Source organism: Sphingomonas sp. UV9, from assembly GCF_004101245.1.
Taxonomy (GTDB): domain Bacteria; phylum Pseudomonadota; class Alphaproteobacteria; order Sphingomonadales; family Sphingomonadaceae; genus Sphingomonas.
Genome location: NZ_SCIN01000003.1, coordinates 992,952 through 1,015,783, shown reverse-complemented (window position 1 = coordinate 1,015,783; position 22,832 = coordinate 992,952). Strand labels below are relative to the sequence as shown.

Annotated in this window: 23 protein-coding genes; 3 read left to right on the top strand and 20 right to left on the bottom strand. The window is 65.0% G+C overall.

Annotated features, from left to right (window positions below):
• Positions 1-190: 190 nt before the first annotated feature.
• The 13 genes from EQZ23_RS17010 to rpsB form a co-directional block, all read right to left on the bottom strand.
• Positions 191-508, bottom strand: coding sequence for a PilZ domain-containing protein (locus EQZ23_RS17010; protein ID WP_128455554.1), 318 nt, complete (start codon positions 506-508; stop codon positions 191-193).
• Between the two features lie 119 nt (positions 509-627).
• A complete protein-coding gene (gene rpmE, locus EQZ23_RS17005; RefSeq protein ID WP_128455553.1) occupies positions 628-858 on the bottom strand; it encodes a 50S ribosomal protein L31 in 231 nt (76 codons plus the stop codon).
• Between the two features lie 119 nt (positions 859-977).
• Positions 978-1,463 (bottom strand): 3-hydroxyacyl-ACP dehydratase FabZ, encoded by a 486-nt coding sequence (gene fabZ, locus EQZ23_RS17000; RefSeq protein WP_240663634.1) that lies wholly within the window; start codon positions 1,461-1,463, stop codon positions 978-980.
• A 9-nt stretch (positions 1,464-1,472) separates the two neighbouring features.
• Positions 1,473-2,135 (bottom strand): OmpH family outer membrane protein, encoded by a 663-nt coding sequence (locus tag EQZ23_RS16995; RefSeq protein ID WP_128455552.1) that lies wholly within the window; start codon positions 2,133-2,135, stop codon positions 1,473-1,475.
• On the bottom strand, positions 2,135-4,903 hold the full coding sequence (bamA, locus tag EQZ23_RS16990) for an outer membrane protein assembly factor BamA (RefSeq protein ID WP_240663651.1): 2,769 nt from the start codon (positions 4,901-4,903) through the stop codon (positions 2,135-2,137). The genes EQZ23_RS16995 and bamA overlap by 1 nt, the downstream gene beginning before the upstream one ends.
• A gap of 53 nt (positions 4,904-4,956) precedes the next feature.
• The gene (rseP, locus tag EQZ23_RS16985; protein ID WP_128455550.1) at positions 4,957-6,090 is read right to left on the bottom strand and encodes an RIP metalloprotease RseP; all 1,134 of its coding nucleotides are present in this window, start codon (positions 6,088-6,090) and stop codon (positions 4,957-4,959) included.
• On the bottom strand, positions 6,087-7,244 hold the full coding sequence (locus EQZ23_RS16980) for a 1-deoxy-D-xylulose-5-phosphate reductoisomerase (protein ID WP_128455549.1): 1,158 nt from the start codon (positions 7,242-7,244) through the stop codon (positions 6,087-6,089). Before EQZ23_RS16980 ends, rseP begins: the two co-directional genes overlap by 4 nt.
• Complete coding sequence (locus tag EQZ23_RS16975; protein WP_128455662.1) at positions 7,241-7,996, bottom strand: phosphatidate cytidylyltransferase; 756 nt, start codon at positions 7,994-7,996, stop codon at positions 7,241-7,243. The genes EQZ23_RS16980 and EQZ23_RS16975 overlap by 4 nt, the downstream gene beginning before the upstream one ends.
• A 65-nt stretch (positions 7,997-8,061) precedes the next feature.
• Positions 8,062-8,754, bottom strand: coding sequence for an isoprenyl transferase (locus tag EQZ23_RS16970; RefSeq protein ID WP_276318487.1), 693 nt, complete (start codon positions 8,752-8,754; stop codon positions 8,062-8,064).
• A gap of 71 nt (positions 8,755-8,825) precedes the next feature.
• Positions 8,826-9,383 carry a ribosome recycling factor gene (gene frr / locus EQZ23_RS16965; RefSeq protein WP_128455547.1) on the bottom strand — a complete coding sequence of 186 codons (558 nt, stop codon included), beginning with the start codon at positions 9,381-9,383 and terminating at the stop codon, positions 8,826-8,828.
• A 1-nt stretch (position 9,384) separates the two neighbouring features.
• Entirely contained in the window at positions 9,385-10,113 is a 729-nt protein-coding gene (gene pyrH / locus EQZ23_RS16960) for a UMP kinase (protein WP_128455546.1), read from the bottom strand.
• A gap of 411 nt (positions 10,114-10,524) precedes the next feature.
• Positions 10,525-11,457 (bottom strand): translation elongation factor Ts, encoded by a 933-nt coding sequence (tsf, locus tag EQZ23_RS16955; protein ID WP_128455545.1) that lies wholly within the window; start codon positions 11,455-11,457, stop codon positions 10,525-10,527.
• Between the two features lie 90 nt (positions 11,458-11,547).
• Positions 11,548-12,399, bottom strand: a complete 852-nt coding sequence (rpsB, locus tag EQZ23_RS16950; protein WP_128455544.1) for a 30S ribosomal protein S2 — start codon at positions 12,397-12,399, stop codon at positions 11,548-11,550.
• Between the two features lie 325 nt (positions 12,400-12,724).
• Between rpsB and EQZ23_RS16945 the strand changes: the two genes are divergently transcribed.
• Positions 12,725-12,958 (top strand): hypothetical protein, encoded by a 234-nt coding sequence (locus EQZ23_RS16945; protein ID WP_240663650.1) that lies wholly within the window; start codon positions 12,725-12,727, stop codon positions 12,956-12,958.
• On the opposite strand, the gene EQZ23_RS16940 is transcribed toward EQZ23_RS16945, so the two are convergent.
• A complete protein-coding gene (locus EQZ23_RS16940; RefSeq protein ID WP_206364303.1) occupies positions 12,897-13,655 on the bottom strand; it encodes a phosphatidylcholine/phosphatidylserine synthase in 759 nt (252 codons plus the stop codon). The genes EQZ23_RS16945 and EQZ23_RS16940 overlap by 62 nt on opposite strands.
• Positions 13,656-13,738: 83 nt before the next feature.
• A complete protein-coding gene (locus tag EQZ23_RS16935) occupies positions 13,739-14,467 on the bottom strand; it encodes a phosphatidylserine decarboxylase (RefSeq protein ID WP_128455541.1) in 729 nt (242 codons plus the stop codon).
• A gap of 155 nt (positions 14,468-14,622) precedes the next feature.
• Here EQZ23_RS16935 and EQZ23_RS16930 point away from each other — a divergent pair, with 155 nt between their 5' ends.
• Positions 14,623-15,843, top strand: a complete 1,221-nt coding sequence (locus EQZ23_RS16930; protein ID WP_056055940.1) for an NADP-dependent isocitrate dehydrogenase — start codon at positions 14,623-14,625, stop codon at positions 15,841-15,843.
• A gap of 116 nt (positions 15,844-15,959) precedes the next feature.
• Positions 15,960-17,738 carry a cation:proton antiporter gene (locus tag EQZ23_RS16925; RefSeq protein ID WP_128455540.1) on the top strand — a complete coding sequence of 593 codons (1,779 nt, stop codon included), beginning with the start codon at positions 15,960-15,962 and terminating at the stop codon, positions 17,736-17,738.
• Positions 17,739-18,025: 287 nt separating this feature from the next.
• Here the strand turns inward: EQZ23_RS16925 and rutA are convergent, their stop codons facing one another.
• The 5 genes from rutA to EQZ23_RS16900 all read right to left on the bottom strand — a co-directional run bounded on the left by rutA (position 18,026) and on the right by EQZ23_RS16900 (position 22,823).
• Positions 18,026-19,096: a pyrimidine utilization protein A gene (gene rutA, locus EQZ23_RS16920; RefSeq protein WP_128455539.1), complete on the bottom strand. Its 1,071-nt coding sequence runs from the start codon at positions 19,094-19,096 to the stop codon at positions 18,026-18,028.
• 9 nt (positions 19,097-19,105) lie between these two features.
• Positions 19,106-19,894 carry a pyrimidine utilization protein D gene (rutD, locus tag EQZ23_RS16915; RefSeq protein WP_128455538.1) on the bottom strand — a complete coding sequence of 263 codons (789 nt, stop codon included), beginning with the start codon at positions 19,892-19,894 and terminating at the stop codon, positions 19,106-19,108.
• Positions 19,894-20,277 carry a pyrimidine utilization protein C gene (gene rutC / locus EQZ23_RS16910; RefSeq protein WP_128455537.1) on the bottom strand — a complete coding sequence of 128 codons (384 nt, stop codon included), beginning with the start codon at positions 20,275-20,277 and terminating at the stop codon, positions 19,894-19,896. The genes rutD and rutC overlap by 1 nt, the downstream gene beginning before the upstream one ends.
• Positions 20,278-20,290: 13 nt before the next feature.
• A complete protein-coding gene (gene rutB / locus EQZ23_RS16905; protein ID WP_128455536.1) occupies positions 20,291-21,019 on the bottom strand; it encodes a pyrimidine utilization protein B in 729 nt (242 codons plus the stop codon).
• Between the two features lie 214 nt (positions 21,020-21,233).
• Positions 21,234-22,823 (bottom strand): long-chain fatty acid--CoA ligase, encoded by a 1,590-nt coding sequence (locus tag EQZ23_RS16900; RefSeq protein ID WP_128455535.1) that lies wholly within the window; start codon positions 22,821-22,823, stop codon positions 21,234-21,236.
• Positions 22,824-22,832 lie beyond the last annotated feature (9 nt).

Below are 22,832 nucleotides of genomic sequence, written 5' to 3'. Positions count from 1 at the left end.
TGGGGTCGTTCGCTGCGGTGACACCCCTCTAGGGCCAGCTCACCACACCGTCAAATGCTTTTTTACAGTTTCAGGTCACTTTTTGGATTTTTGGAGCTTCAGCTCTCCCCGAGCCCTCACAGAGCCGTCCCCTTGCCATACCGACACATGCACATTGCGCCCTCCTCGCTGGTCACCACGACGCGACCGCTCAACTGACGCCGTCCATGGCGATAAGTGCTTCGAAGGCTTCGATCGGCAGAGGTGTGTGGAACTGGCAGCCGGCGGTGAAATCGTCGGCCCACATCACGTCGGCAACGACCTGACCGATCTGCGGCAAGTTGAGCCAGATGCTGGTGCCGCGCCTGAGCGCCGAATAGGTCTGGAGTCGTACGCCGCGTACGGAGATATCGATCACCCTGCACAAGGCCCGACCCGTCTTGCCGATGCTGGCATCGAGGGAAATCGGAGCGCGCGGCGCACGGCGTCGGCTCGTGCGTTCTGCGGGTTCGAATTCTGCGGCGAACATAAGGCCCTCGTCCTTGCGAGGAGCAGCTTAGTCGCCAGCGTTTAAAGTCGTATTAAGGAATACCCCCGGAACGAATTAAATCGAACCCATTCCGGGGGTTATCCCAGTTACTCGCGCGGTTACTTGCGGAGCGTGAGACCGCCACCGAAACGCTTGTTGAAGCGCGCGACCTGGCCGCCGGTGTCGAGCATCGTGCCGCGGCCGCCGGTCCATGCCGGATGCGCGAGCGGATCGATTTCGAGCGTCATCACATCGCCCTCCTTACCCCAGGTGGTGCGAGTCTGGTACTTGCTGCCATCGGTCATCTGGACGGTGATCATGTGATAATCGGGGTGCGTATCGGGCTTCATGAGTCTTCTCCGGTAGGTGGCTGGTTCCGACCAGCCTGAAAAGGAAGGCGCGCCCGTACACGGACGCGCCCGAATTTACAACAATGCGCGATTGGCCAGCCGCGTCAGACTTTTACGCATCAGGCCTTTGGCGGGTCGGCGATCATCGCCGTGAAGTTCGCCTCCGCCACCAATTGCCCATCCACCAGCGCGCGGCCGGCGAACTTGCACACCGCGCTGCGCTTCTGGACGAACGTCACTTCGAGTGTCAGCAACACCCCCGGCTCGACCGGCTTGCGGAACTTCGCCCCGTCGATCGCCATGAAGTAGACGAGCTTGCCGGAGCCCGCGAGCCCCAGCGACTCCACCGCGAGGATCCCCGCAGCCTGCGCCATCGCCTCGACGATCAGCACGCCCGGCATGATCGGACGTCCAGGGAAATGCCCCTGGAAGAACTGCTCGTTCATCGACACCGCCTTGATCGCGGTGATCGACGTGTCGAGGATCAAGTCCTCGACACGATCGACCAGCAGCATCGGATAGCGATGCGGCAACGCGGCCATGACGCGCCCGATATCGAGCGGGCCCATGCTGGTCTTGGCAGTATCGGTCACGATGTCGGTCATCGGTGTGGCTTAGCGACCCTGCGGGGTGCGCGTGGCGGCAGGCGCACGAGCGGCTGCGGCGGGTGCGGCGCCCTGCTGCTGCTGGCCACCCTGGTTCGGCTGCCAGTTCGCCGGCACGGCGGTGCTGACCGACGGCACGAGGCGATCGAGCTCGGTCGTGATCGCGGCCGTGATATCGGCGGTCGGCTGTGCGAACAGCGCAGCCTCCGGACGCAGCAACAGGCTGACGTTCTTCGCGCGAACGGCAGCCGTCACGGCGTCGCTGAGCTTCGCCTGGATCTGCTCGATTGCATATTGCTGCGCACGCTGGGCGGGCTGGGTCAGGCGAGCGAGTTCCTGGTTAGCCGCGTTCTCGCGGGTCTGGATCGCCTGTGCCTGCGGGCGCAGGGTGGCTTCGGTCGCGCCGGGCGCGCGCTGGGCGGTCTGGAACGCGGTGACCAGCGGCTGAAGCTCACGCGCTACGGCCTGGCGACGCGTCTCGGCCTGGTCGAGCTGCGCCTTGTAGGTCGTCTCGATCTGGGCACGCGCTGCGTTCCAGGCCTTCGAGTTGGCGATCGCGCCCTGCGCGTCGGCGACGGCGATACCCGAAACCTGTGCGTCGGCAGCGGTTGCGGTCATGGCAGCCGGCGCGACGAGCGCTGCGGCGAGGAGAAGCGTCTTGAACGTCGTCATCAGAACTGTGTCCCTACGTTGAAAGTAATGAGCTTGGGGTCGTCACCCTTCTGGGTGAGCAAGGCTTTGGCGAGATCGATGCGCAGCGGGCCGAACGGCGAGTTCCAGTTGACGCCGACACCGATCGACAGGCGCGGCTTGGCCGAGTTGCCGAGGAAGCTTTCGACGAACGGCGTCTGCTCGGTCTGCGCCCGTGGATTTGCCGTCGTACCAACGCACGACGTGCCGGTCGAGTCAGGTGACCCTGCCGAGCACGTCGTATTCGCCGTCACCGGCGCACCGGACGTGTCGGTGGTCGTATAGGTATAGAGAGGCGCGCCCAAAGAGTTCACCGCGGGCGTAAAGTTAGACTTCACATACTCCTTGCCCGTGGTCAGATCGGTAACCGTCTCGAATGTCGCGGTCGGCAACGGCCTGGTGATGCCGAACAGGCTGCCAACCTGTGCGTAGATCGACGGCCGCAAGCCTAGCTCGCGTGCGCCCGAGCCCAGCGGAATCTCGATTTCGGCGCGCGCCAGATAATAAGCGCGCCCACCCAGCGCATCGTCCTGGATCGAATTGCGGTCGGTCGCGAGAACCTGGGTTGGGGTGCCGTTGCTGTAGGCAGCGCGAAGAATGCGCGGCCCGACGCCGCGGATGTCGAAGCCGCGGAACTGCGGCTCGCCGAGGTAGAAACGATCGGTGATCCGGACTGCGTCCGCCCCCTCCCTGGCCGCCTTCTGAAGCGGATGGATATAGCCGCCTTCCGCGATGATCGAACCGATGAATCCGCTGCCGAGATTCTGGTACTTCGATCCTTCGAAACGCGTCCGGATATACTTCACGTCACCACCGAGACCGGCAAAGTCCTGGCTGAACGAGAAGCGCGAACCGGCCGTCGGGCGCAGGCGGCTATTGAGATTGTCGCGGCTGAGCGAATAGCCGACCGAGGACGTCCAGCGATTGCCGATCGCGTCGCACAGATAGCGTCCCGCTACGAGCAGGTTGCACGAGCCGTCGGCGTTCAGGAACTGGTTGTCGAGACCGACCTCGTCATAGGACAGGCCATAGCGGCCCGACAGCGACCAGAATTCGGTGAGCGGCACGCCGGTACGAAGCTGGAAACCGGTCGAGACCTGCGAATAGTTGGTCTGTCGATCATTGCCGACAAAGTTGAACGAATTATAATCGCGCCGGAAGATATCACCACCGAGCGCGATGTTCTTGTCGAAAAGGTAGGGCTCGGTGAAGCCCAGCTCGATCGACTTCGAATAGCTCGAATAGTTCACGCCGGCGCGCAGTTCCTGGCCCTTCCCGCGGAAATTGCGCTGCGTGATGTTCGCCTGGATGATGAAGCGTTCGAGGCTCGAATAGCCGGCCGACAGCTGGAGCTCGCCCGTGGACTTCTCTTCCAGGTTGGTTTCGAGGATCACGCGGTCCGGCGCGGAGCCCGGCAACTGCTTGATCTCCATCTTGTCCTGGAAATAGCCCAGCGAGTTGATGCGATCCTGCGAGCGCTTCACCTGGAAGCTGTTGAACGCGTCGCCTTCCGCGAGACGAATCTCGCGGCGGACGACCTTGTCCTGCGTCTGCGTGTTGCCGTTGATCTCGATCCGCTCGACATAGGTGCGCTTCGATTCGGCGATGTTGAAGTTGATCCCCATCGTCAGCGTGTCGGAGTCCTTCTGGAACTCCGGATTCACCTCGGTGAACGCATAGCCGAACAGACCCGCGGTCTGGCTGAGGTTGTCGACCGAATCCTCGACGAGCTTGGCGTTGTACCAGTCGCCCTTTTTCAGCGGCAGACTTGCGGCGAGCTTGTTGTTGTCGAAGTCGCGGATCTGGCTGTCGACGGTCACGTCGCCGAACTTGTAGCGCTTTCCTTCCTCCACCACGTACGTGATGATGAAGTCCTTCTTGTCCGGCGTCAGCTCGGCGACGGCCGAGGTCACGCGGAAATCGGCATAACCCTGCGTGAGGTAGAACTGGCGGAGCTTCTGCTGATCGTAGGACAGGCGATCCTGATCGTAGCTGGTCGCCGACGACAGCAGGCGGAACAGGCGCGCCTGCTTGGTCGCCATCTGGCCGCGGATCTGGTCGTCGGAGAACACCTCGTTGCCGAGGATGTTGATCTGGCGGACCTTCGACTTCGGCCCCTCGCTCACGACGAACACGACATCGACGCGGTTCTGGTCGAGGTTGACCATCTTCGGATCAATCACCGCGCCGAAACGGCCCTGGCGACGATACAGCTCGATGATCCGGCCGATGTCCTGGCGAACCGCGGTGCGCGTGAAGATCTGGCGCGGCGCGAGCCTGATCTCTTTCGTGATCTTGTCGGTCTTGAGCGCCTTGTTCCCCTCGATGATCACGCGGTTGATGATCGGGTTCTCGCGAATACGCAGGACGATGTTGCCGTCCTCGACACCGGCGATCGAGTAATCCGCGAACAGGTCGCTCGCCTGCAGGTCCTTCAGCGCCTGGTCGAGCGTCTCCGCGGTATACGGAATGCCAATGCGCAGCTTGGTGTAGGATAGCACCGTCTCGGGCTCGATGCGCTGCGATCCCTCGACGCGCAAAGTCTTTATCGTCCGCACGGATACCGGCGCGGCGACGGGCGTTACACTCGCAGCAGGAGCAGCCGTCGTCGGTGTCTGCCCTCCGGACGCCGGAGTCGCGGAACCGGCCGGCACGGTTTGTGCCAGCGCGGGAACGCCCGACAGGATCGTGCCTGCAAGCAGCAGGGCGCCCTTGCGCGCGAAATCGTAACCGTTGATCGCTGTCACCAAACCCACCTTAAAAACGTGCACATACAAGGCGCGCCCGCCCTGCCCTATCGTGGTCAGCCGATCAAGCCGGCCAGATTCTTCCATAGCCCGAAATTGCCGAGATCGTTGAAGGTCACCAGCAGCATCAGCGCCAGGATCGCGGCGAGGCCGCCGCGAAACGCCCATTCCTGGACCTGCGGCTCGACCGGGCGCCTGCGCACCGCTTCGATCGCATAGAAGAACAGGTGACCACCATCCAGCATCGGTACTGGCAACAGGTTGATGAACCCCAGGTTGATCGACACCAGCGCGATCAGGAACACATAGGCATCGAGCCCGAGCGACATCTGCTCGCCCGACACCTTGGCGATGCTGAGCGGGCCGCCGAGTTCCTTGACCGAACGACGGCCGGTGATGACCTGGCCCAGCGTTTCGACCATCATCGAGACGATTTCGCCGGTCCGCTTGACCGCGACGACCGGCGCCTCGATCAGGCTGACGGGAACGATGACGGGCCTGGCCCCGGCGATGCCGAGACGGCCGATCCGATATTCGTTGCCGAAGCGGTCGCGCTGCAACTCGGTGCCGATCACGAGATCGCGCGATACCGTCCGACCACCGCGGACCGCGTCGATCCGCGTGCTATCGCCGGCGTGAATACGCGCGAAACGGGCAAGGTCGTCGAACGTCTCGACCGAGCGCCCGCCGATCGCGGTGATCCGGTCGCCCGCCTGCAATCCGGCTGCCGCCGCGGCGCTGCCGGGTACCGTGCCACCGACGACCGGCGGCATGCGGATATCGCCGTACGCGAAGGCGAAACCGGCGAGGATCAGGATCGCGACGACGAAGTTCACGACGGGTCCGGCTGCGACGACGATCGCGCGCTGCCAGACCGGCTTCGCCTGGAAGGTGCGCTGGCGCTCTTCGGCAGGCAGCGACAGCCACTCGGCCGAGGGCTGGCTGGCCGGATTCATGTCGCCGGCGAACTTTACATAGCCACCGAGCGGGAGCCAGCCGAACTTCCAGCGGGTCCCGCGCTTGTCGGTGAAGCCTGCGATCTCTCGACCGAAGCCGATCGCGAACGCATCCGCCTTGATCCCGAAATAGCGTCCGGCGAGATAATGTCCCATCTCGTGCACGAAGACGAGCGGTCCGATCACCAGGACGAACGACAATATGGTCAGCAGGATACCGGGTGTTTCGATCAAACCGCGCAATCCTTCACACGCTCGCCCGCCAAGATCCGCGCTTCGGCGTCGATTGCCAACACGGCATCGACGCTATCCGGCGCGGCCGGGTCGTAACACGATAACGTATGTTCGACGATTGCGGCAATTTCGAGGAAGCCGATGCGGCGCTTGAGGAAAGCCTCGACCGCGACCTCGTTGGCAGCGTTGAGAATTGCCGGGCGGGCACCACCGGCGTCCAGCGCCTCACGGGCGAGGCGCAGTGCCGGGAACCGGACCGGATCGGGCGCCTCGAAGTCGAGTCGGCCAATCCCGACGAGATCGAGCGGGGCCATCGGGGTTGCCATCCGGTCCGGCCAGGCGAGCGTGTGCGCGATCGGCGTCCGCATGTCTGGAGGGCCGAGCTGCGCGAGCACGGATCCATCGACATAATCGACGAGGCTGTGGATGACCGACTGCGGATGGATGACGATCTCGATCCGGTCATGCGCGATCGGGAACAGTCGCGCGGCCTCGATCAGTTCGAGGCCCTTGTTCATGCAGGTCGCCGAATCGACCGAGATCTTCGCGCCCATCGACCAGTTGGGATGCTTGACCGCTTGTTCGAGCGTGACACCGCGCATCTGCTCGGTCGTCCAGTCGCGGAACGGTCCGCCGCTGCACGTCAGGATGATCCGGCGGACGCGCTCGGGACGGCTCGCGTCGAAGCATTGGTAGATCGCGTTATGCTCGGAATCGGCGGGCAACAGCGTCGCGCCGGTCCGCTTGGCCGCGGCAAGGATGACGTCGCCGGCGGAGACCAAAGGCTCCTTGTTGGCGATCACGACGATACCGCCCTGCTCGATCGCGGCCATCACCGGCTTCAGTCCCGCACAGCCGACGATCGCGCCCATCGTCCAGTCAGCACCCGAAGCGGCGGCCTCGGCGATCGCGGCGGCGCCCCCGCCAGCGCGGATCCCGGTGCCGGCCAGAGCCTCGCGGAGTTCGGGCAGGCAGCCTTCGTCGGCGACCACCGCGAACTCGGCGTTGGTGCGGATCGCCGCGGCGGCGAGCCTGGCCACGTCGCAATTGGCGGTCAGCGCGACGACGCGGAAGCGATCGGGTTCGCGCTCGATCAGATCGAGCGTTGAGGTGCCGACCGAGCCGGTCGCGCCCAAGATTGTGACGGTCTTCATGCGTAGAGGTGCGGAAGCAGGACGAGGAACGCGGCGACCGGCGCGACCGGCACGAGCCCGTCGAGGCGATCCATCACGCCGCCATGCCCCGGCAGGATGTTGCCGCTGTCCTTGACCCCGGCGACGCGCTTCAGCCAGCTCTCGTAGAGATCGCCCATCTGCGCCAGTACCGCGAGCACCGGCGTCGCCAGCGTCATGCGCATCGGCAGGCCGTATTGCGTGTGCAGCACCGCCGCGACCGCGCTCGCCAGCGCGACGCCACCGATCAGTCCCGACCAGGTCTTGTTCGGGCTGATCACCGGCGCGAGCTTGGGTCCACCCAAGGTGCGCCCGGTGAAGAACGCGCCGATATCGCACGCCCACACCAGCGACAGCGCCCACAGCGTGTAAAGGACTCCATCGTCCTGCCGCCGGATGATCATCAGCGCGAACACGGGGAGCCCACAGTAGATGATGCCGAGCGCCAGCTTGGGTTTGCGCGTGGTGATGACGACGAAGAACGCAGCGCCCGCCAGGAGGCCCAGCGTGAAGAAATCGTGGATGACCAGGATCAGCGACGCCGGCGCCATCAGCGCGAGCGGCACCGACAGCGCGAACTGCGCCATCCGCTTGGTCTTGGCGTCGACGCCTTGCAGCATCGCCCATTCGGCCATCATGAACAGCGCGGCGATCACCCCGAGCAGCCAGAACGCGATCCCGCCGAGCGTGAGCGCGACGCTGGCCACGACGATCATACCGACGCTGGCAATCATCCGGAGCTTCAGGTTGGACGGCGTGCGGAGCGCCTGGTCGGGCGCCTTCTCAGGATCGGTGAGATTCACAGACCACCGTAGCGGCGCTGGCGCAGACCGAATGCGGCGACCGCATCGGCGAGCGCGGCGGCATCGAAATCGGGCCAGAGCGTGTCGACGAACAACAGTTCGGCATACGCCGCCTGCCACAGCAGGAAGTTCGATAGCCGCTGTTCGCCCGAGGTGCGGATCATCAGGTCGAGCGGCGGCAGGTCGTGCGTGTCGAGTTCCGCCTCGACCATGCCGACGTCGATGCTGGCGGGATCGAGTGCGCCATCCCGCGCGCGCTCGGCCAGACGTCTTGCGACCGTCACCAATTCGGCATGGGCGCCGTAGTTAAGCGCGATCGCGAGGATCGGGCCGGTGTTGCTCGCGGTCCGCGCGATCGCATCCTCGACCATCGCCACCAGATCGGGCGAAAAGCTGTGATAATCGCCGATCACGCGCAACCGGACGTTCTCGCGCGCGAGTTCGTCGAGGTCGCTGCGGATGAAATGCCGGAGCAGCCCCATCAGGTCGCTGACTTCCTCGGCCGGACGGCGCCAGTTCTCCGACGAGAACGCATACAACGTCAGCGCCTCGATCCCCATTGCCCGCGCTGCGCGCGTCACCTTGCGCACCGCCTCGACGCCGGCCTTGTGCCCGGCGAAGCGCGGCAGGAACCGCTTCTTTGCCCAGCGCCCGTTGCCGTCCATGATGATCGCGACATGGCGCGGCACCGCCCCGCCCGAAGGGACGGCGACGAGCGACGCAGCAGGGGAAGTCCCAGCCGAAGCGGCGCCGAACGCCCTCACTTGCCCAGGATTTCCTTTTCCTTGGCGGTCGCGGTCGCATCGAGCTCGGCGACGACGCCGTCGGTCAGCTTCTGCACTTCGGTCTCGTGGCGCTTGCGCTCGTCCTCGCTGAACACGCCCTTCTTCTCGTCGACCTTCAGCGAATCCATGCCGTCGCGACGCACGTTGCGGACCGCGATCCGCGCCTTCTCGGCATACTGGCCGGCGAGCTTGGCGAGTTCCTTGCGGCGCTCCTCGGTCAGGTCGGGGATCGGCAGGCGCAGCGTCTGGCCGTCGACGATCGGGTTGAGGCCGAGGCCCGCCGAGCGGATCGCCTTGTCGGTCGGGCCGACATTGCCCTTGTCCCAGACCTGCACGGACAGCATCCGCGGCTCGGGTGCCGAGACGGTCGCGACCTGGTTCAGCGGCATCGACGAGCCGTACACCGTCACCATCACCGGATCGAGCAGCGCGGTCGACGCACGGCCGGTACGCAGGCCTGCCAGATCGCTCTTCAGCGCTTCGACGGCACCCGCCATGCGGCGCTCGAGGTCAGTCTTGTCATATGCGGCCATCTTAAAGCTCCTGCTCGTTCTGGACGATCGTCGACACGCCATCACCCGCGAGAACCGCGGCGAGATTGCCGGGTTCGCGGATGTTGAAGACGACGATCGGGATATTGTTGTCGCGGCACAGCGCGATCGCGCTCGCGTCCATGACCTTGAGGTCGTCGGACAGGACGCGGCTGTACGACACCGTCTCGTAGCGCACCGCGTCGGGGTGCGTCTTCGGGTCGGCGTTGTACACGCCGTCGACCGAGGTACCCTTGAACAGTGCATCGCACTTCATCTCGGCGGCGCGCAGCGCAGCACCCGAATCGGTGGTGAAATAAGGGCTGCCGACGCCCGCCGCGAAGATCACGACGCGACCCTTCTCCAGGTGACGCTCGGCGCGACGGCGGATGAACGGTTCGCACACGCTCGCCATCGGGATCGCCGACTGGACGCGCGTGTCGATGCCGATCTGCTCGAGCGCGTTCTGCACCGCGAGCGCGTTCATCACGGTCGCGAGCATGCCCATGTAATCGCCGGTCGCCCGGTCCATGCCACGCGCCGCGCCGGCCATGCCGCGGAAGATGTTACCGCCGCCGACGACGATGCAGATCTCGTAGCCCTTGGCCTTGATGTCGGCGATCTCCTGCGCGACGCGCGCGGTGACGGTCGGGTCGATCGACAGGCCGGAGGGTCCCATCAGGACTTCGCCCGACAGTTTCAGCAGGATACGTTTGTAGCGCGGAGGCGTCATAAATCTCGAATTGTGATTGGCGGGGCGGCGCGGACCTTAGGCGGCGGGGGCCGCGATGTGAAGCGCCGCGCGATGCCTGCACCAAATCTCGACGGCGAAGCGACAGAAAATCATCGGTCGCGGGAGTGCGCGCAAGGCAAGTCGCGTCATTCCCGCGGAGGCGGGAAGTCATAGTGGCTGGCGTCGCGATCGCTTACCGCCCGCGGAGGATATGGATACCCACCTGCGCGAGGATGACGAGGCAGGTGGAGTGCCACCGCCTCAATCCTTCTCCCCTCGGGGAGAAGGTGGCCCGGCAGGGCCGGATGAGGGGGCGTGAGGTTCGAGACCTCGCCACTCCCCTCACCCTTCCCACGGCCAAGTGGCCGCGGGCCCCTTCCCTCTCCCCCCGAGGGGCGAGGGAGAGTGGTGTTACGCCTGCGGAACGCCCGAAGCTGCAGCGACTTCGGCTGCGAAGTCGGACTGCTCCTTCTCGATGCCTTCGCCGAGCTGGAAGCGGACATAGTCCACCAGCTTGATCTCGGCGCCCGCGTCCTTGCCGGCCTTGGCAACGACGTCGGAGATCTTGGTCTTGCCGTCCATCACGAACAGCTGGCTGACCAGCGCATGCTCCTTGCGGTACTTGGCGATGCCGCCTTCGACCATCTTGGCGATGATGTCGGCAGGCTTGCCCGATTCGGCGGCCTTCTCGGTCGCGATCGCGCGCTCGCGCTCGATCTCGCCCTCGTCCAGGTCGGCTTCGTTCAGCGCCTTCGGGAAGGCTGCTGCGATGTGCATCGCGAGCTGCTTGCCGAGCGCCTGGAGAACCTCATCCGAAGCCTCCGATTCGAGCGCGACGAGCACGCCGATCTTGCCGAGGCCGGGAGCGGCTGCGTTGTGGATGTAGGGCACGACCGCGCCCTTGCTGACTTCCAGCGTGCGCGAGCGGCGCAGCGACTGGTTCTCGCCGATCGTCGCGACGTTGTTCGTCAGGACTTCCTCGACGGTCTTGCCCGATGGCATCGCCTGCGACTTCAGCGACTCGATGTCGCCGCCCGATGCGAGCGCGATCTGCGTCACGTCACGGACGAACGACTGGAACTGGTCGTTCTTGGCGACGAAATCGGTCTCGGAGTTCACTTCGACCGCTGCACCCTTGGTGCCCGACACGGCGACGCCGACCAGGCCCTCGGCCGCGGTACGGCTGGACTTCTTGGCAGCGGCGGCAAGACCCTTGGTCCGCAGCCAATCCATCGCCTGATCCATGTCGCCGGCGTTCTCGGTGAGCGCCTTCTTGCAATCCATCATGCCTGCGCCGCTCTTTTCGCGCAGATCCTTGACCATTGCTGCCGTGATATCGGCCATGTCTCTCATCCTTGTTTAGGTCTGAATGTAGTTGCGGGCGAGGCAGAGCGAATGCCCTACCCCGCCCGCATGACGGTTCGACGACGACGCTTATGCGTCGATCTGGCGCTCACCCTCAGCTGCGAACTCGGCAGCGGTATCGGCGTTAGCCGCAGCCTGCGTCGTGTCGGCGGTTGCCTCGACGACCGGCTCAGCGACAGCCTCTTCCTTCGGCGGCTCGATCATCGCGCCGATGTCGGTGCCGGTGCGGCGCTGCTGCTCCTGGCCGCCACGAGTCGCGGCGATTGCGATCGCCTCGCAGTACAGGCGGATGGCGCGGGCAGCGTCGTCGTTCGCGGGAACCGGGAACGCGATGCCGTCCGGCGACACGTTCGAATCGAGGATCGCGACGACGGGAATACCCAGCGTGTTCGCTTCCTTGATCGCCAGCTCTTCCTTGTTCGCGTCGATCACGAACATCACGTCGGGAATGCCGCCCATGTCGCGGATGCCGCCGAGCGAAAGCTCGAGCTTGTCCTTCTCGCGGGTGAGCTGAAGGACTTCCTTCTTGGTCAGGCCGACGGTGTCACCCGACAGCATTTCCTCAAGCGTCTTGAGACGCTTGATCGAACCCGAGATGGTCTTCCAGTTGGTAAGCATGCCGCCCAGCCAGCGATGGTTGACGAAGTGCTGGCCCGAACGACGCGCGGCGTCCGCGACGGGCTCCTGCGCCTGGCGCTTGGTGCCGACGAACAGGACCTTGCCACCACCGGCAACCGCCGACGAGACGAACTCGAGCGCGCGCGCGAACAGCGGCACGGTCTGCGAGAGATCGAGGATGTGGACACCGTTACGATCACCGAAGATGTAGGGCTTCATCTTGGGGTTCCACCGGTGGGTCTGGTGGCCGAAATGCGCGCCCGTTTCGATGAGCTGCTGCATGGAGACGACTGGTGCCGCCATAGGGATATATCCTTCCGGTTGTGCCTCTGGGAAGCGGATGACGTCCTGGCCGAATGACCGTGACGCACCGGGCTATGATGCCTCCCATGCGGGGTTAGAGGCGCGGCCCTTAGCCGGATACTCCGCCAAACGCAATGGCACAGCGCGCGCTTGACTCGAAGAACGCAATGAGAACATAAAGGGCTCAGAGGGGAACAGATGTTCGACTCGCCGCTGATTCGAACCGGGATGGCCGGATTCAAAACGCGACGAACGGAACGATGTTTCTGACCAAAGGTTTGCGAACATTAAGAATTTGTTCGCAACTCATAGGAAGGCGGACGTGATGTTGGTTCTGAGCTTCATGGTTTTTGCAGGTGCATTCGCGGTCGCGGGCATGATGATCGTCTCGTCGATCGCGCCGCAGTGGGATCGTATCGTCCGGCTTGCGCTGGGCAATGTCGAACCCGCGTTCCAGCCGCTCCGGACGCTCGCTGTTGCCGAGCGCCGGATCGCGGTCAGGCGCTGGGCGTCGACGACGACCCCGGTATCCGCGCGCCGCTGGAACGCTGCCGCCTGATCTTGGCGTAGCTGGTGATGCTGAACGGCATCGAGATCAGGTACAACACGCAGATGATGCTGAGCGTATGCCACGGCGCGCTCACCATCGCGGCACCGAGGAAAACCACCAGCGCGAGCGCTTCGAAGCGCACGTTGCTGCGCAGCTTGAGCGAACTCCACGAATAGGTTGCGATGCTCGACACCATGAGCAGCGCAATGAACGCGACCCACGGGGCGACGAAATAGGGCGAGGCGAATCGCGGCTCGTCGGTCCAGAACCAGAAGAACATCGGCATCAGGGCGAGCCCGGCCCCCGCAGGCGCGGGAACGCCGGTAAGGAACCCGGCCGATTTGTGCGGCTGTTCGCTTTCGTCGATCTTGGCATTGAAGCGTGCCAGACGCAGTGCGCAGAACACCGCGAAGATCAGTGAACAGATCCAGCCTAACCGCGGCAACGCGGTCAACGACCAGAGATAGACGATCAGCGCCGGCGCGACGCCAAACGAAATTGCATCGGATAGCGAATCGAGTTGCTCACCGAATCGGCTCTCGCCGTGAAGCATCCGCGCGATCCGACCGTCGAGCCCATCGAGCACGCCTGCGACCATGATCATCGCGACCGCGCTTTCCCACTGCCCGCCGATCGCGAACCGTACGCCGCTCAGGCCAGAACAGAGCGCGAGCGCAGTTACCGCGTTCGGCGCCACCGCACGCAGCGGCAATCCGCGAGGCTTGCGACGGACGCGACCTGACCGGCCCCTGCCGAAATCCTCTCCGACGTCGACCGGATCGCGATCGATCACTGCGCGATACCGCCGACCGGCACGCCACCGACGCGGCCGAGGACGGTTTCGCCAGCGATGCTGCGTTGGCCGAGGCAGACCTGTGGGACGACATGGTCGGGCAGATACACGTCGACCCGGCTGCCGAATCGAATGAGGCCGATACGCTGGCCGACCGCGACCATGTCACCGGCCTTCACGAAGCCGAGAATGCGCCGCGCGACGAGGCCGGCGATCTGCGTAAAACCGATCCGCATGCCGTGACGGTCCTCCACGACGAAATGCTGGCGCTCGTTCTCGTCGCTCGCCTTGTCGAGATCGGCGTTGAGGAATTTGCCCGAGATATAGACGACCTGGCGGATCGTGCCGGCGATCGGCGTGCGGTTTATGTGCACGTCGAACACCGACATGAAGATCGACACGCGTACCAGCGGCGCGTCGCCCAGACCGTTCTCGCCGGCAAGTTCGCGCGGGATCGGCACCCGCTGGATCATCGTGATCAGGCCATCGGCCGGCGCGACGATCAGTCCCTCGCCTTGTGGGGTCGTGCGGATCGGATCACGAAAGAACGTCGCGACCCAGATCACGACGCCGACCATCGGCCAGAACAGCACGTGGCTGACGATCGTCAGCAGCAGCGTGATGCCGGTCGCGATCGCGACGTATTTGTGGCCCTCCGGATGGACTGCGGGAAATCGCCATTTGACCGTGGAGGTCGTGACGGGCGGCTTGTCGAGCGATGCCATAACCCGCGGGTCTATCCGTGCCGGACGCACGATACAACGATGAACGCGCTTTAAGTCGTTGATGACAAGTCGGGTGCGACCCGGCCCAACGGTTGATCGTCGCGGCTCGCTCCCCTAGACGCTCCCCAAACCCCCTCCCCCGAAGGACCCCGAACATGGCGAAGATCAAGGTAAAGAATCCGATCGTGGAGATCGACGGCGACGAGATGACCCGGATTATCTGGGAATGGATCCGTGAGCGCCTGATCAAGCCGTATCTCGATATCCAGCTCGATTATTACGATCTCGGCGTCGAGCATCGCGACGCGACCGACGATCAGGTGACGATCGACAGCGCGCTCGCCACGCAGAAGCACGGCGTCGCGGTAAAGTGCGCGACGATCACGCCCGACGAGCAGCGCGTGACCGAGTTCGGCCTGAAGAAGATGTGGAAGTCGCCGAACGGCACGATCCGCAACATCCTCGGCGGCACCATCTTCCGCGAGCCGATCGTGATCAAGAACGTCCCCCGCCTGATCCCGGGCTGGACGCACCCGATCGTCGTCGGCCGTCACGCGTTCGGCGATCAGTATCGCGCGACCGACTATCTGGTCCCCGGCCCCGGCAAGCTGCGTCTCGTGTTCGAAGGCGACGACGGCACGGTCATCGACCGCGAAGTGTTCCAGTTCCCGTCGGCGGGCGTCGCGATGGCGATGTACAACCTCGACGATTCGATCCGCGATTTTGCGCGCGCCTCGATGCACTATGGTCTCAACCTGAAGTGGCCGGTGTACCTGTCGACCAAGAACACGATCCTCAAGGCCTATGACGGCCGCTTCAAGGATCTGTTCGCCGAGGTGTTCGAGGCCGAGTTCAAGGACAAGTTCAAGGAAGCGGGCATCGTCTACGAGCATCGCCTGATCGACGACATGGTCGCATCGGCGCTCAAGTGGAACGGCGAGTTCGTCTGGGCCTGCAAGAACTATGACGGCGACGTGCAGTCGGACCAGGTCGCGCAGGGCTTCGGCTCGCTGGGTCTCATGACTTCGATCCTGCTGACCCCGGACGGCAAGACCGTCGAAGCCGAGGCGGCGCACGGCACCGTCACGCGTCACTTCCGCATGCACGAGCAGGGCAAGGCGACCTCGACCAACCCGATCGCGTCGATCTTCGCGTGGACCGGTGGCCTGAAGTATCGCGGCAAGTTCGACGACACGCCCGACGTGACGAAGTTCGCCGAGACGCTCGAGCGCGTCTGCGTCCAGACGGTCGAGAACGGCCACATGACCAAGGATCTCGCGATCCTGATCGGCCCCGACCAGCCCTGGATGACGACCGAGCAGTTCTTCGAGCAGGTCCGCTCGAATCTCGAAACCGAAATGGCCAACTGGGCCTGACCCGACTGCCCCGCTCCCCGTAACGGGAGCGGGGCCTTCTCCCTCACGTCATCGTCGATCCACCGCGCAGTATTTCTTCCTGACAAATCCGTCATGCGTCCCCTAAGGTCGCGGGCATGGCACTACGGCTCGACAATCAAGGTTTCAGCGACGCGCTCGTCATTCTCGGCGCGGCAGGTCTCGTTATTCCCGCCTTTGCGCGGTTCCGGGTGAGCCCGGTCATCGGTTTCATCCTGGTCGGCCTGCTGGTCGGCCCTGCGGGTCTCGGCTCGCTCACCGGCTCCGTGCCGTGGCTGTATTATCTCACCATCTCGAACCCGGAATCGATCGAGCCGTTCGCCGAGTTCGGCATCATCCTGCTGCTGTTCTCGATCGGGCTGGAACTCTCGTTCAAGCGGCTGTGGTCGATGAAACGGCTCGTCTTCGGCACCGGCGCGGCCGAACTGATCGGATCGGCGCTGATCATCGGTACCGCGTTGCATTTCATCGGCCAGGAATGGGCGGGCGCGATCGGTCTCGGTTTCGCGCTGGCGCTTTCGTCCACCGCGCTGGTCCTGCCGCTCGTTGGCACCACCGGCGCGGTCGGGCGCGGGGCGTTCGCGATGCTGTTGTTTGAGGATCTGGCGCTCGTGCCGATCATCTTCGTGCTGGGTGCGCTGGCACCGACCGCGGACGCGGATGGCTGGTCGAACATCGCAGGGGTCGCGCTGCGCGGCGGGCTGACCGTGGTCGCGATGTATATAGGCGGACGGCTGTTCCTGCCGCGGCTGTTCGGGCAGGCGGCGCGGACCAAGAGTCCGGAGCTGTTCCTCGCCGCCTCGCTGCTGGTCGTGATCGTCGCGAGCGTGGCGACCACCGCCGCCGGCCTGTCGCCGATCGTCGGCGCGCTGCTGGCCGGGCTGCTGATCGCCGAGACCGAGTATCACAGCGAGGTCGAGGTCATCACCGCGCCGTTCAAGGGGCTCGCGCTCGGCGTGTTCCTGATCACCGTGGGCATGAGCCTCGACCTGAGGCTGATCGCGCAGAACTGGCCATCGCTGCTGCTCGCGGTGACCGGCGTGGTCGCGACCAAGGCGGTCGTGACGTTCCTGTTGTTGCGGGTCGCCAATGCGCGGCGCGGCGTCGCGGCGGAGACCGGGCTGCTGATGGGCAGTCCGTCCGAGACGACGCTGATCGTGCTTGCCACCGCCGCGCAGGCACAGCTGATCCTGCCGTCGACCGCGTCGTTCTGGCAGACGGTCACCGCGATCGGGCTGACCATCACGCCGTTGCTGGCAAAGCTCGGCCGGACCGTGTCGCGGCACTTGGAAAGCCGATCGGGCGCAGATTCGGGCGATGTCGAGATCGACGAGGAGGGCCCCGGCACGGTCGTGATCGGCTTCGGCCGGGTCGGTCGGATGGTGGCGGACATGCTCGCCGTCCACGGCCAGCGCTATGTCGCGGTCGAGGCCGATATCGACGCGGTCGCCGCCGCCCGGGCGCAAGGTTATCCGATCCTGTTCGGCGACGTGGCGCGCGCGGAACTGGTCGATCGGCTGAAGCTGCACACCGCCAAGGCGTTGATCCTGACGATGGACGATCCGGTGCTGACGGTGCGGCTGGCGCGGCGGGTGCGGACATTGGCGCCGGACCTGCCGATCGTCGCGCGTGCGCGGGATACGGCGCATGCGGCGGAGTTGTACCGGGCTGGGGTAACGGACGCGGTGCCGGAGACGCTCGAGAGTTCGCTGCAACTGGCGGAAGCCGTGCTGGTCGATCTCGGCGTGGCGATGGGGCCGGTGATCGCGTCGATCCACGAGAAGCGGGATGAACTGCGGCAGGAGATCAAGAAGGCGGCGGACATGATCGTGGAGCCGCGGATCAGGAAGGCTAAGCGGACGCCGCGGGCGGTTTGAGCTAATCTCGCCGTGCTTTGACGACAGGCAAGGCCGATAGAAAGGCCACTTCCCCGGCGAAGGCCGGGGCCCAGTTGGAGGACGGTAGTAACGACGCGCGGTGCGCAATCACTTCCACCTCCCCAATTGGGCCCCGGCCTTCGCCGGGGAGGTGCTTGTTTAGCAAGGCTTCGGTGCGATAAACGCAGCGTCCCCTCCCGCTTCCTTGTTCTCACGCAAAGGCGGGAGCCCAGACTGGGTCCCCGCTCTCGCGGGGAAACAGGGTCTTGGCGGATCCCGGACGCGCGTTAGGCTACCACGCCTTCGCGGCTCTTCATCAGCGGCTGGATGCGGGTGCCGAATGCTTCCACGCCCTCCAGGAAATCATCGAACGTCAGCAACACGCCGCCCGTATTCGGGACCGCGGCCATCGCGTCGAGCATGCGCGCGACGCTTTCGTACGAACCGACCAATGTCCCCATGTTGATATTCACCGCGCCTTCGGGAGCAGCGAGCTGGCGGACGTTGGTGTCTGTGTTGTGGGTATCCTTGGATCCCTGATCGATCAGCCACGCGATGGCGTCGACGTCCACGCCAGCATTGTAATGCTGCCATTTCGCCATCGCCTCCTCGTCGGTTTCGGCGGCGATGATCATGATCAGGACGAAGATTTGTACGTCGCGGCCAGTCTTGGCCGTCGCCAAGGCCAGACGGTCGTTGTTGGCGGAGAAGGCGGTCGGCGTATTGACGCCCTTCCCCAGACAGAACGCATAGTCCGCCCATTTGGCGGAGAAGGCGAGGCCGTCGTCGGACGAGCCTGCGCAGATGATCTTCATGTCGCCGGTCGGTTTCGGCCAGACGCGGCAGTCGGTCATCTCGTAATAGTCGCCCTTGAAGTCGGACGTCCCCTGCTCCCACAACTCGCGGAGGATGTGGGCGTATTCGTCCAGCATCTTGTACCGGTTGCGGAAATGCTCGTCGCCGGGCCACATCCCCATCTGGGTATATTCGGGCGGTTGCCAGCCGGTTATGAGGTTCAGCCCGAACCGGCCGTGGCTGATCGAATCGATCGTGTTGCACATCCGCGCGGCATAGGCGGGGGGTACGAGCAACGTTGCGCAGGTCGCGTAGATCTTGATCTTCTCGGTGACGGCAGCAAGCCCGGCCATCAGCGTAAAGCTCTCCAGGCCGTAATCCCAGAATTCGGTCTTGCCGCCAAAACCGCGCAGCTTGATCATCGACAGCAGGAAATCGAGGCCGTGCTTCTCCGCCGACTGCGCGATCGCCTTGTTCATGTCGAAGCTGGGTTTGTACTGCGGCGCGTTCTCGCTGATCAGCCAGCCGTTATTGTTGATGGGAACGAAGACGCCGACCTGCATGCTGTGCTCCTATTCGCCGTCGAGCCAGTCGAGCAGCCACATGTTGAAATGCTCCGCGCGCGTCACGTTGCAGGCGTGCGCCCCCGCCGCCATCCGCGCAAGCTGCGCGCCTGGGATGCCCGCGGCAAGCTTTTCGGACGCGGACGGCGGCACGAGCATGTCGTCGTCGGCCGCGACCACGAGGACGGGCACGCGGATCTCGTCGAGCCGGCCGGCAATGTTGAACCGGCGGACCGCGGCCACCCGTCGCTGGATCATTTCCGCACCGGGGAAATGATCCAGCATGTCCTCCTCCTCGTCCTGAAGCCGGTCGTGATGGTCGGAGATCCACTGCGGCGGGTAGAGGAACAGCGGTTGCGCATGGAGATACGCGCGCGGACCGCTGTCGCGCAGCAACGCGAGGCGCGTGTCGAAACAGCGTGCGGTGTGCGGGTCGAGCTTGGCCCACCCATTGATGACGACGAGCCGGTCGAGCCGTTCGGGTGCTGACAGCGCGAGCGCGAGTCCGATATGGCCGCCGAGTGCGTGGCCGATGAACGTGCAGGCCTCCAACCCGATCGCATCCATCAGCGCGAGCACGTCGGCGGCCATCGCCTCCACCGTCAGGTCGCCCGGAATGTCGCGATCGGAACGGCCGGTGCCGCGGTGGTCGTAGGTGATGATCCGGTGGCCGGCGCCGAGCGCGGCGAGATTGGGCTGCCAATAGCGGCCCGAGCCGCCGAGACCGCTCGACAACAGGATCGTCGGGCCGTCGGGCTGGCCGTGGTCCTCCCAGTGGATGCCGCCCGCGCTTCCCATCAGGAGAGGTGCGCGATGCTGGCGATCTCGACGAGGCAGTCAGGCTTCACGAGGTCGGTCTTGATGCAGTAGCGGGCGGGTTTCTGGCCGGGGAAATACTCGGCGTACACCGTGTTGAACGCGGCATAGTCGGCGAGGTCCTTGAGGAAGATGTGGTTGAACGCGACGTCCGCCATCGTCGCGCCGGCGGCTTCAAGCGTGGTCTTGATGGTTTCGAGCACCGCGCGGGTCTGGGCTGAGGCGTCGCCGGGATGGAGGACGATGCCGCCGTCGCCGAGCGCCAGCACGCCAGAGACGTAGACCGTGTTGCCCGCCTTGGCGCCCGCGGAATAGGGCGCGATCGGGGTTGGGAACTGGGGCGGGTTTATGGCTTCGAACGGCATCTGGTTTCCTAATCTAGTCTGGGCGTTGACCGAACGAGCCGCAGAAATCGCCGACGGTGCTGACCCAGCCGAAGAACTTCTCGACATTGTAGACGGTGGCAGCCTGCATCTCGGGCGGGCCGAGGTGATGCGTCGCGTCCTCAAGCATCACGCCGAAATATTCGAGGTGGAAGCCGTCGCGCAGCGTGCTCTCGACGCAGACGTTGGTGGCGATGCCGACGAAGACGATGTTGCGGATGCCGCGCGAGCGCAGGATGCTGTCGAGCTGCGAGTTGAAGAACGCGCTGTAGCGAGTCTTGTGGACGCGGATGTCGCCAGGCTGGGGTTTGAGCGCGTCGACGATCTCGTAATCCCAGCCGCCTCGCGCGAGAAACTGACCCTGCAACTCGGGGCGTGCGCGCATTGTCTTCAGCGCGTTGGACTTGTGCCAGTTGGGCGAGCCGGGGCCGCCCGCCTCGACATAATCGGGGTCCCAGCCGTTCTGGAGGAACACGACCGGCATCGCCGCGGCGCGCGCGGTGTCGAGGACCTTGGCGATCTGCGCGATGGCGGCGGCCGAACCGGCGATGTCGAAGCCTGCCGTGTCGACGTAGCCGCCGGGGGAAGCGTAGGCGTTCTGCATGTCGATGACGACGACTGCGGTTTCCGCCGGATCGAGGCGTAGCGCTTCGGGGCGCGCGGGCAGCGTGACGGCGGCGGATTCGTTGGCGCCGGTGCGGAGGATCGGGGTGGCCGCTGTCATGCGCACAAGCTCGCTGCATCGTCGGGATTGTGCAAGTGCGAAACGAATTGGGCCGCTTCGGTATGATGGAGGGGGATAACGGCCCCGACATGCGCCGTCACCCCGGACTCGTTCCGGGGTCCACGGTGCCGCGCCATCTCGGGCTGGAGAGCGCGCGGAACGGTGGATGCCGGCACGAGCCCGGCATGACGGAGCGTCGTATGGTCGCTGAAGGCTACGCCGCCAGGGCGAAATCCTTGAACCTCTCGCGCAGCGCCGTTTTCAGCAGCTTGCCGGTAGCCGTATGCGGCAGGTCTTCGACGAAGACGATCGCGTCGGGGAGCCACCATTTGGCGACGTGTTTTGCCAGATGCTCCAGGATCGCCTGTTCGGTCACGTCCCCGCCGGGCTTGCGGACGACGATCAGCAGCGGGCGCTCGTCCCATTTGGGATGATACACGCCGATCGCCGCCGCTTCCGCCACCCCCGGGCAACCGACCGCGGCGTTCTCCAGGTCGACCGAGCTGATCCACTCGCCGCCGGACTTGATGACGTCCTTCGACCGATCGGTGATCTGCATCGTGCCGTCGGCATGAAGCATCGCGACGTCACCGGTGTCGAACCAGCCATCCGCATCGACCGCGTCCTCGTCCGCGCCGAAATAGCGTTGCACGACCCACGGCCCGCGGACCTGCAATCGCCCCGCGATCGAGCCGTCGCGGGGGAGGACCGTGCCTTCGTCGTCGATGATGCGGAGTTCGATCCCGAAAGGCACGCTGCCCTGCTTGCCGACGAGGTCGAGCTTTTCGCCGTGCGTCATGTCGTCCCAGTGCGGCGGCGCGAAGCCGGCGGTGCCGATCGGCGAGGTCTCGGTCATACCCCAGAGGTGCTTGACGGTCGCGCCCATGCCCATGATCCGCTCGATCATCGCGCGCGGCGCGGCCGAGCCGCCGATCGTCACCTGCTTCAGGTGCCGCGGTGCATCGCCCGACGCGTCCATATGGCCGAACATCGCCAGCCATACGGTCGGCACGCCCGCCGAATGCGTCACCGTCTCATCGTTCATGAGGCGGCACAGCACGGCGGGATCGTTGACCGCCGAATACACGACCTTCGCCCCCGACAGCGCGCAGGCGAAGGGCAGGCCCCAGGCGGCGGCGTGGAACATCGGCACGACCGGCAGCACGACCGCGTTGGGCGAGAGATCGAACACCCACGGCGCGACCTCGGCCATCGCGTGGATCATCGTCGAGCGGTGCGTGTAGAGCACGCCCTTGGGATTGCCCGTGGTGCCGCTGGTGTAGCAGAGCATGCACGGCTCACGCTCGGGGCCTTCGACCCACTCGTAATCGCCGTCCTCGGCGTCGAGCAGCGCCTGGAAACCCTCGGGGCCGAGGTCGTCGAAGCAGATATAATGGCGCACGCTGGTCCACTGCTCGCGCAGGCGATCGACGAGCGGCTGAAACGCCTTGTCGTACAGCATCACGCGGTCTTCGGCGTGATTGGCGATGTAGACGAGCTGCTCGTCGAACAGCCGCGGGTTGATCGTGTGGATCACGCCGCCCATCCCGATCGTCCCGTACCAGGCGACGAGGTGATGCGCGTGGTTCATCGCGAGCGTCGCGACCCGGTCGCCGGGCGCGACGCCGAGCTTTTCTAGCGCTTGCGCCAGCTTGCGGGCGTCTCTCGCGATCCCGGCCCAGGTCGTGCGGGTCTCGCGGCCGTCGGCCCAGTAGCTGACGAGTTCTCTGGCCCCGTGTTCGCGCGCGGCATGGTCGATCAGGCGCGGCACACGAAGCTCGAAATCCTGCATTCCACCAAGCATGTCCGCTCT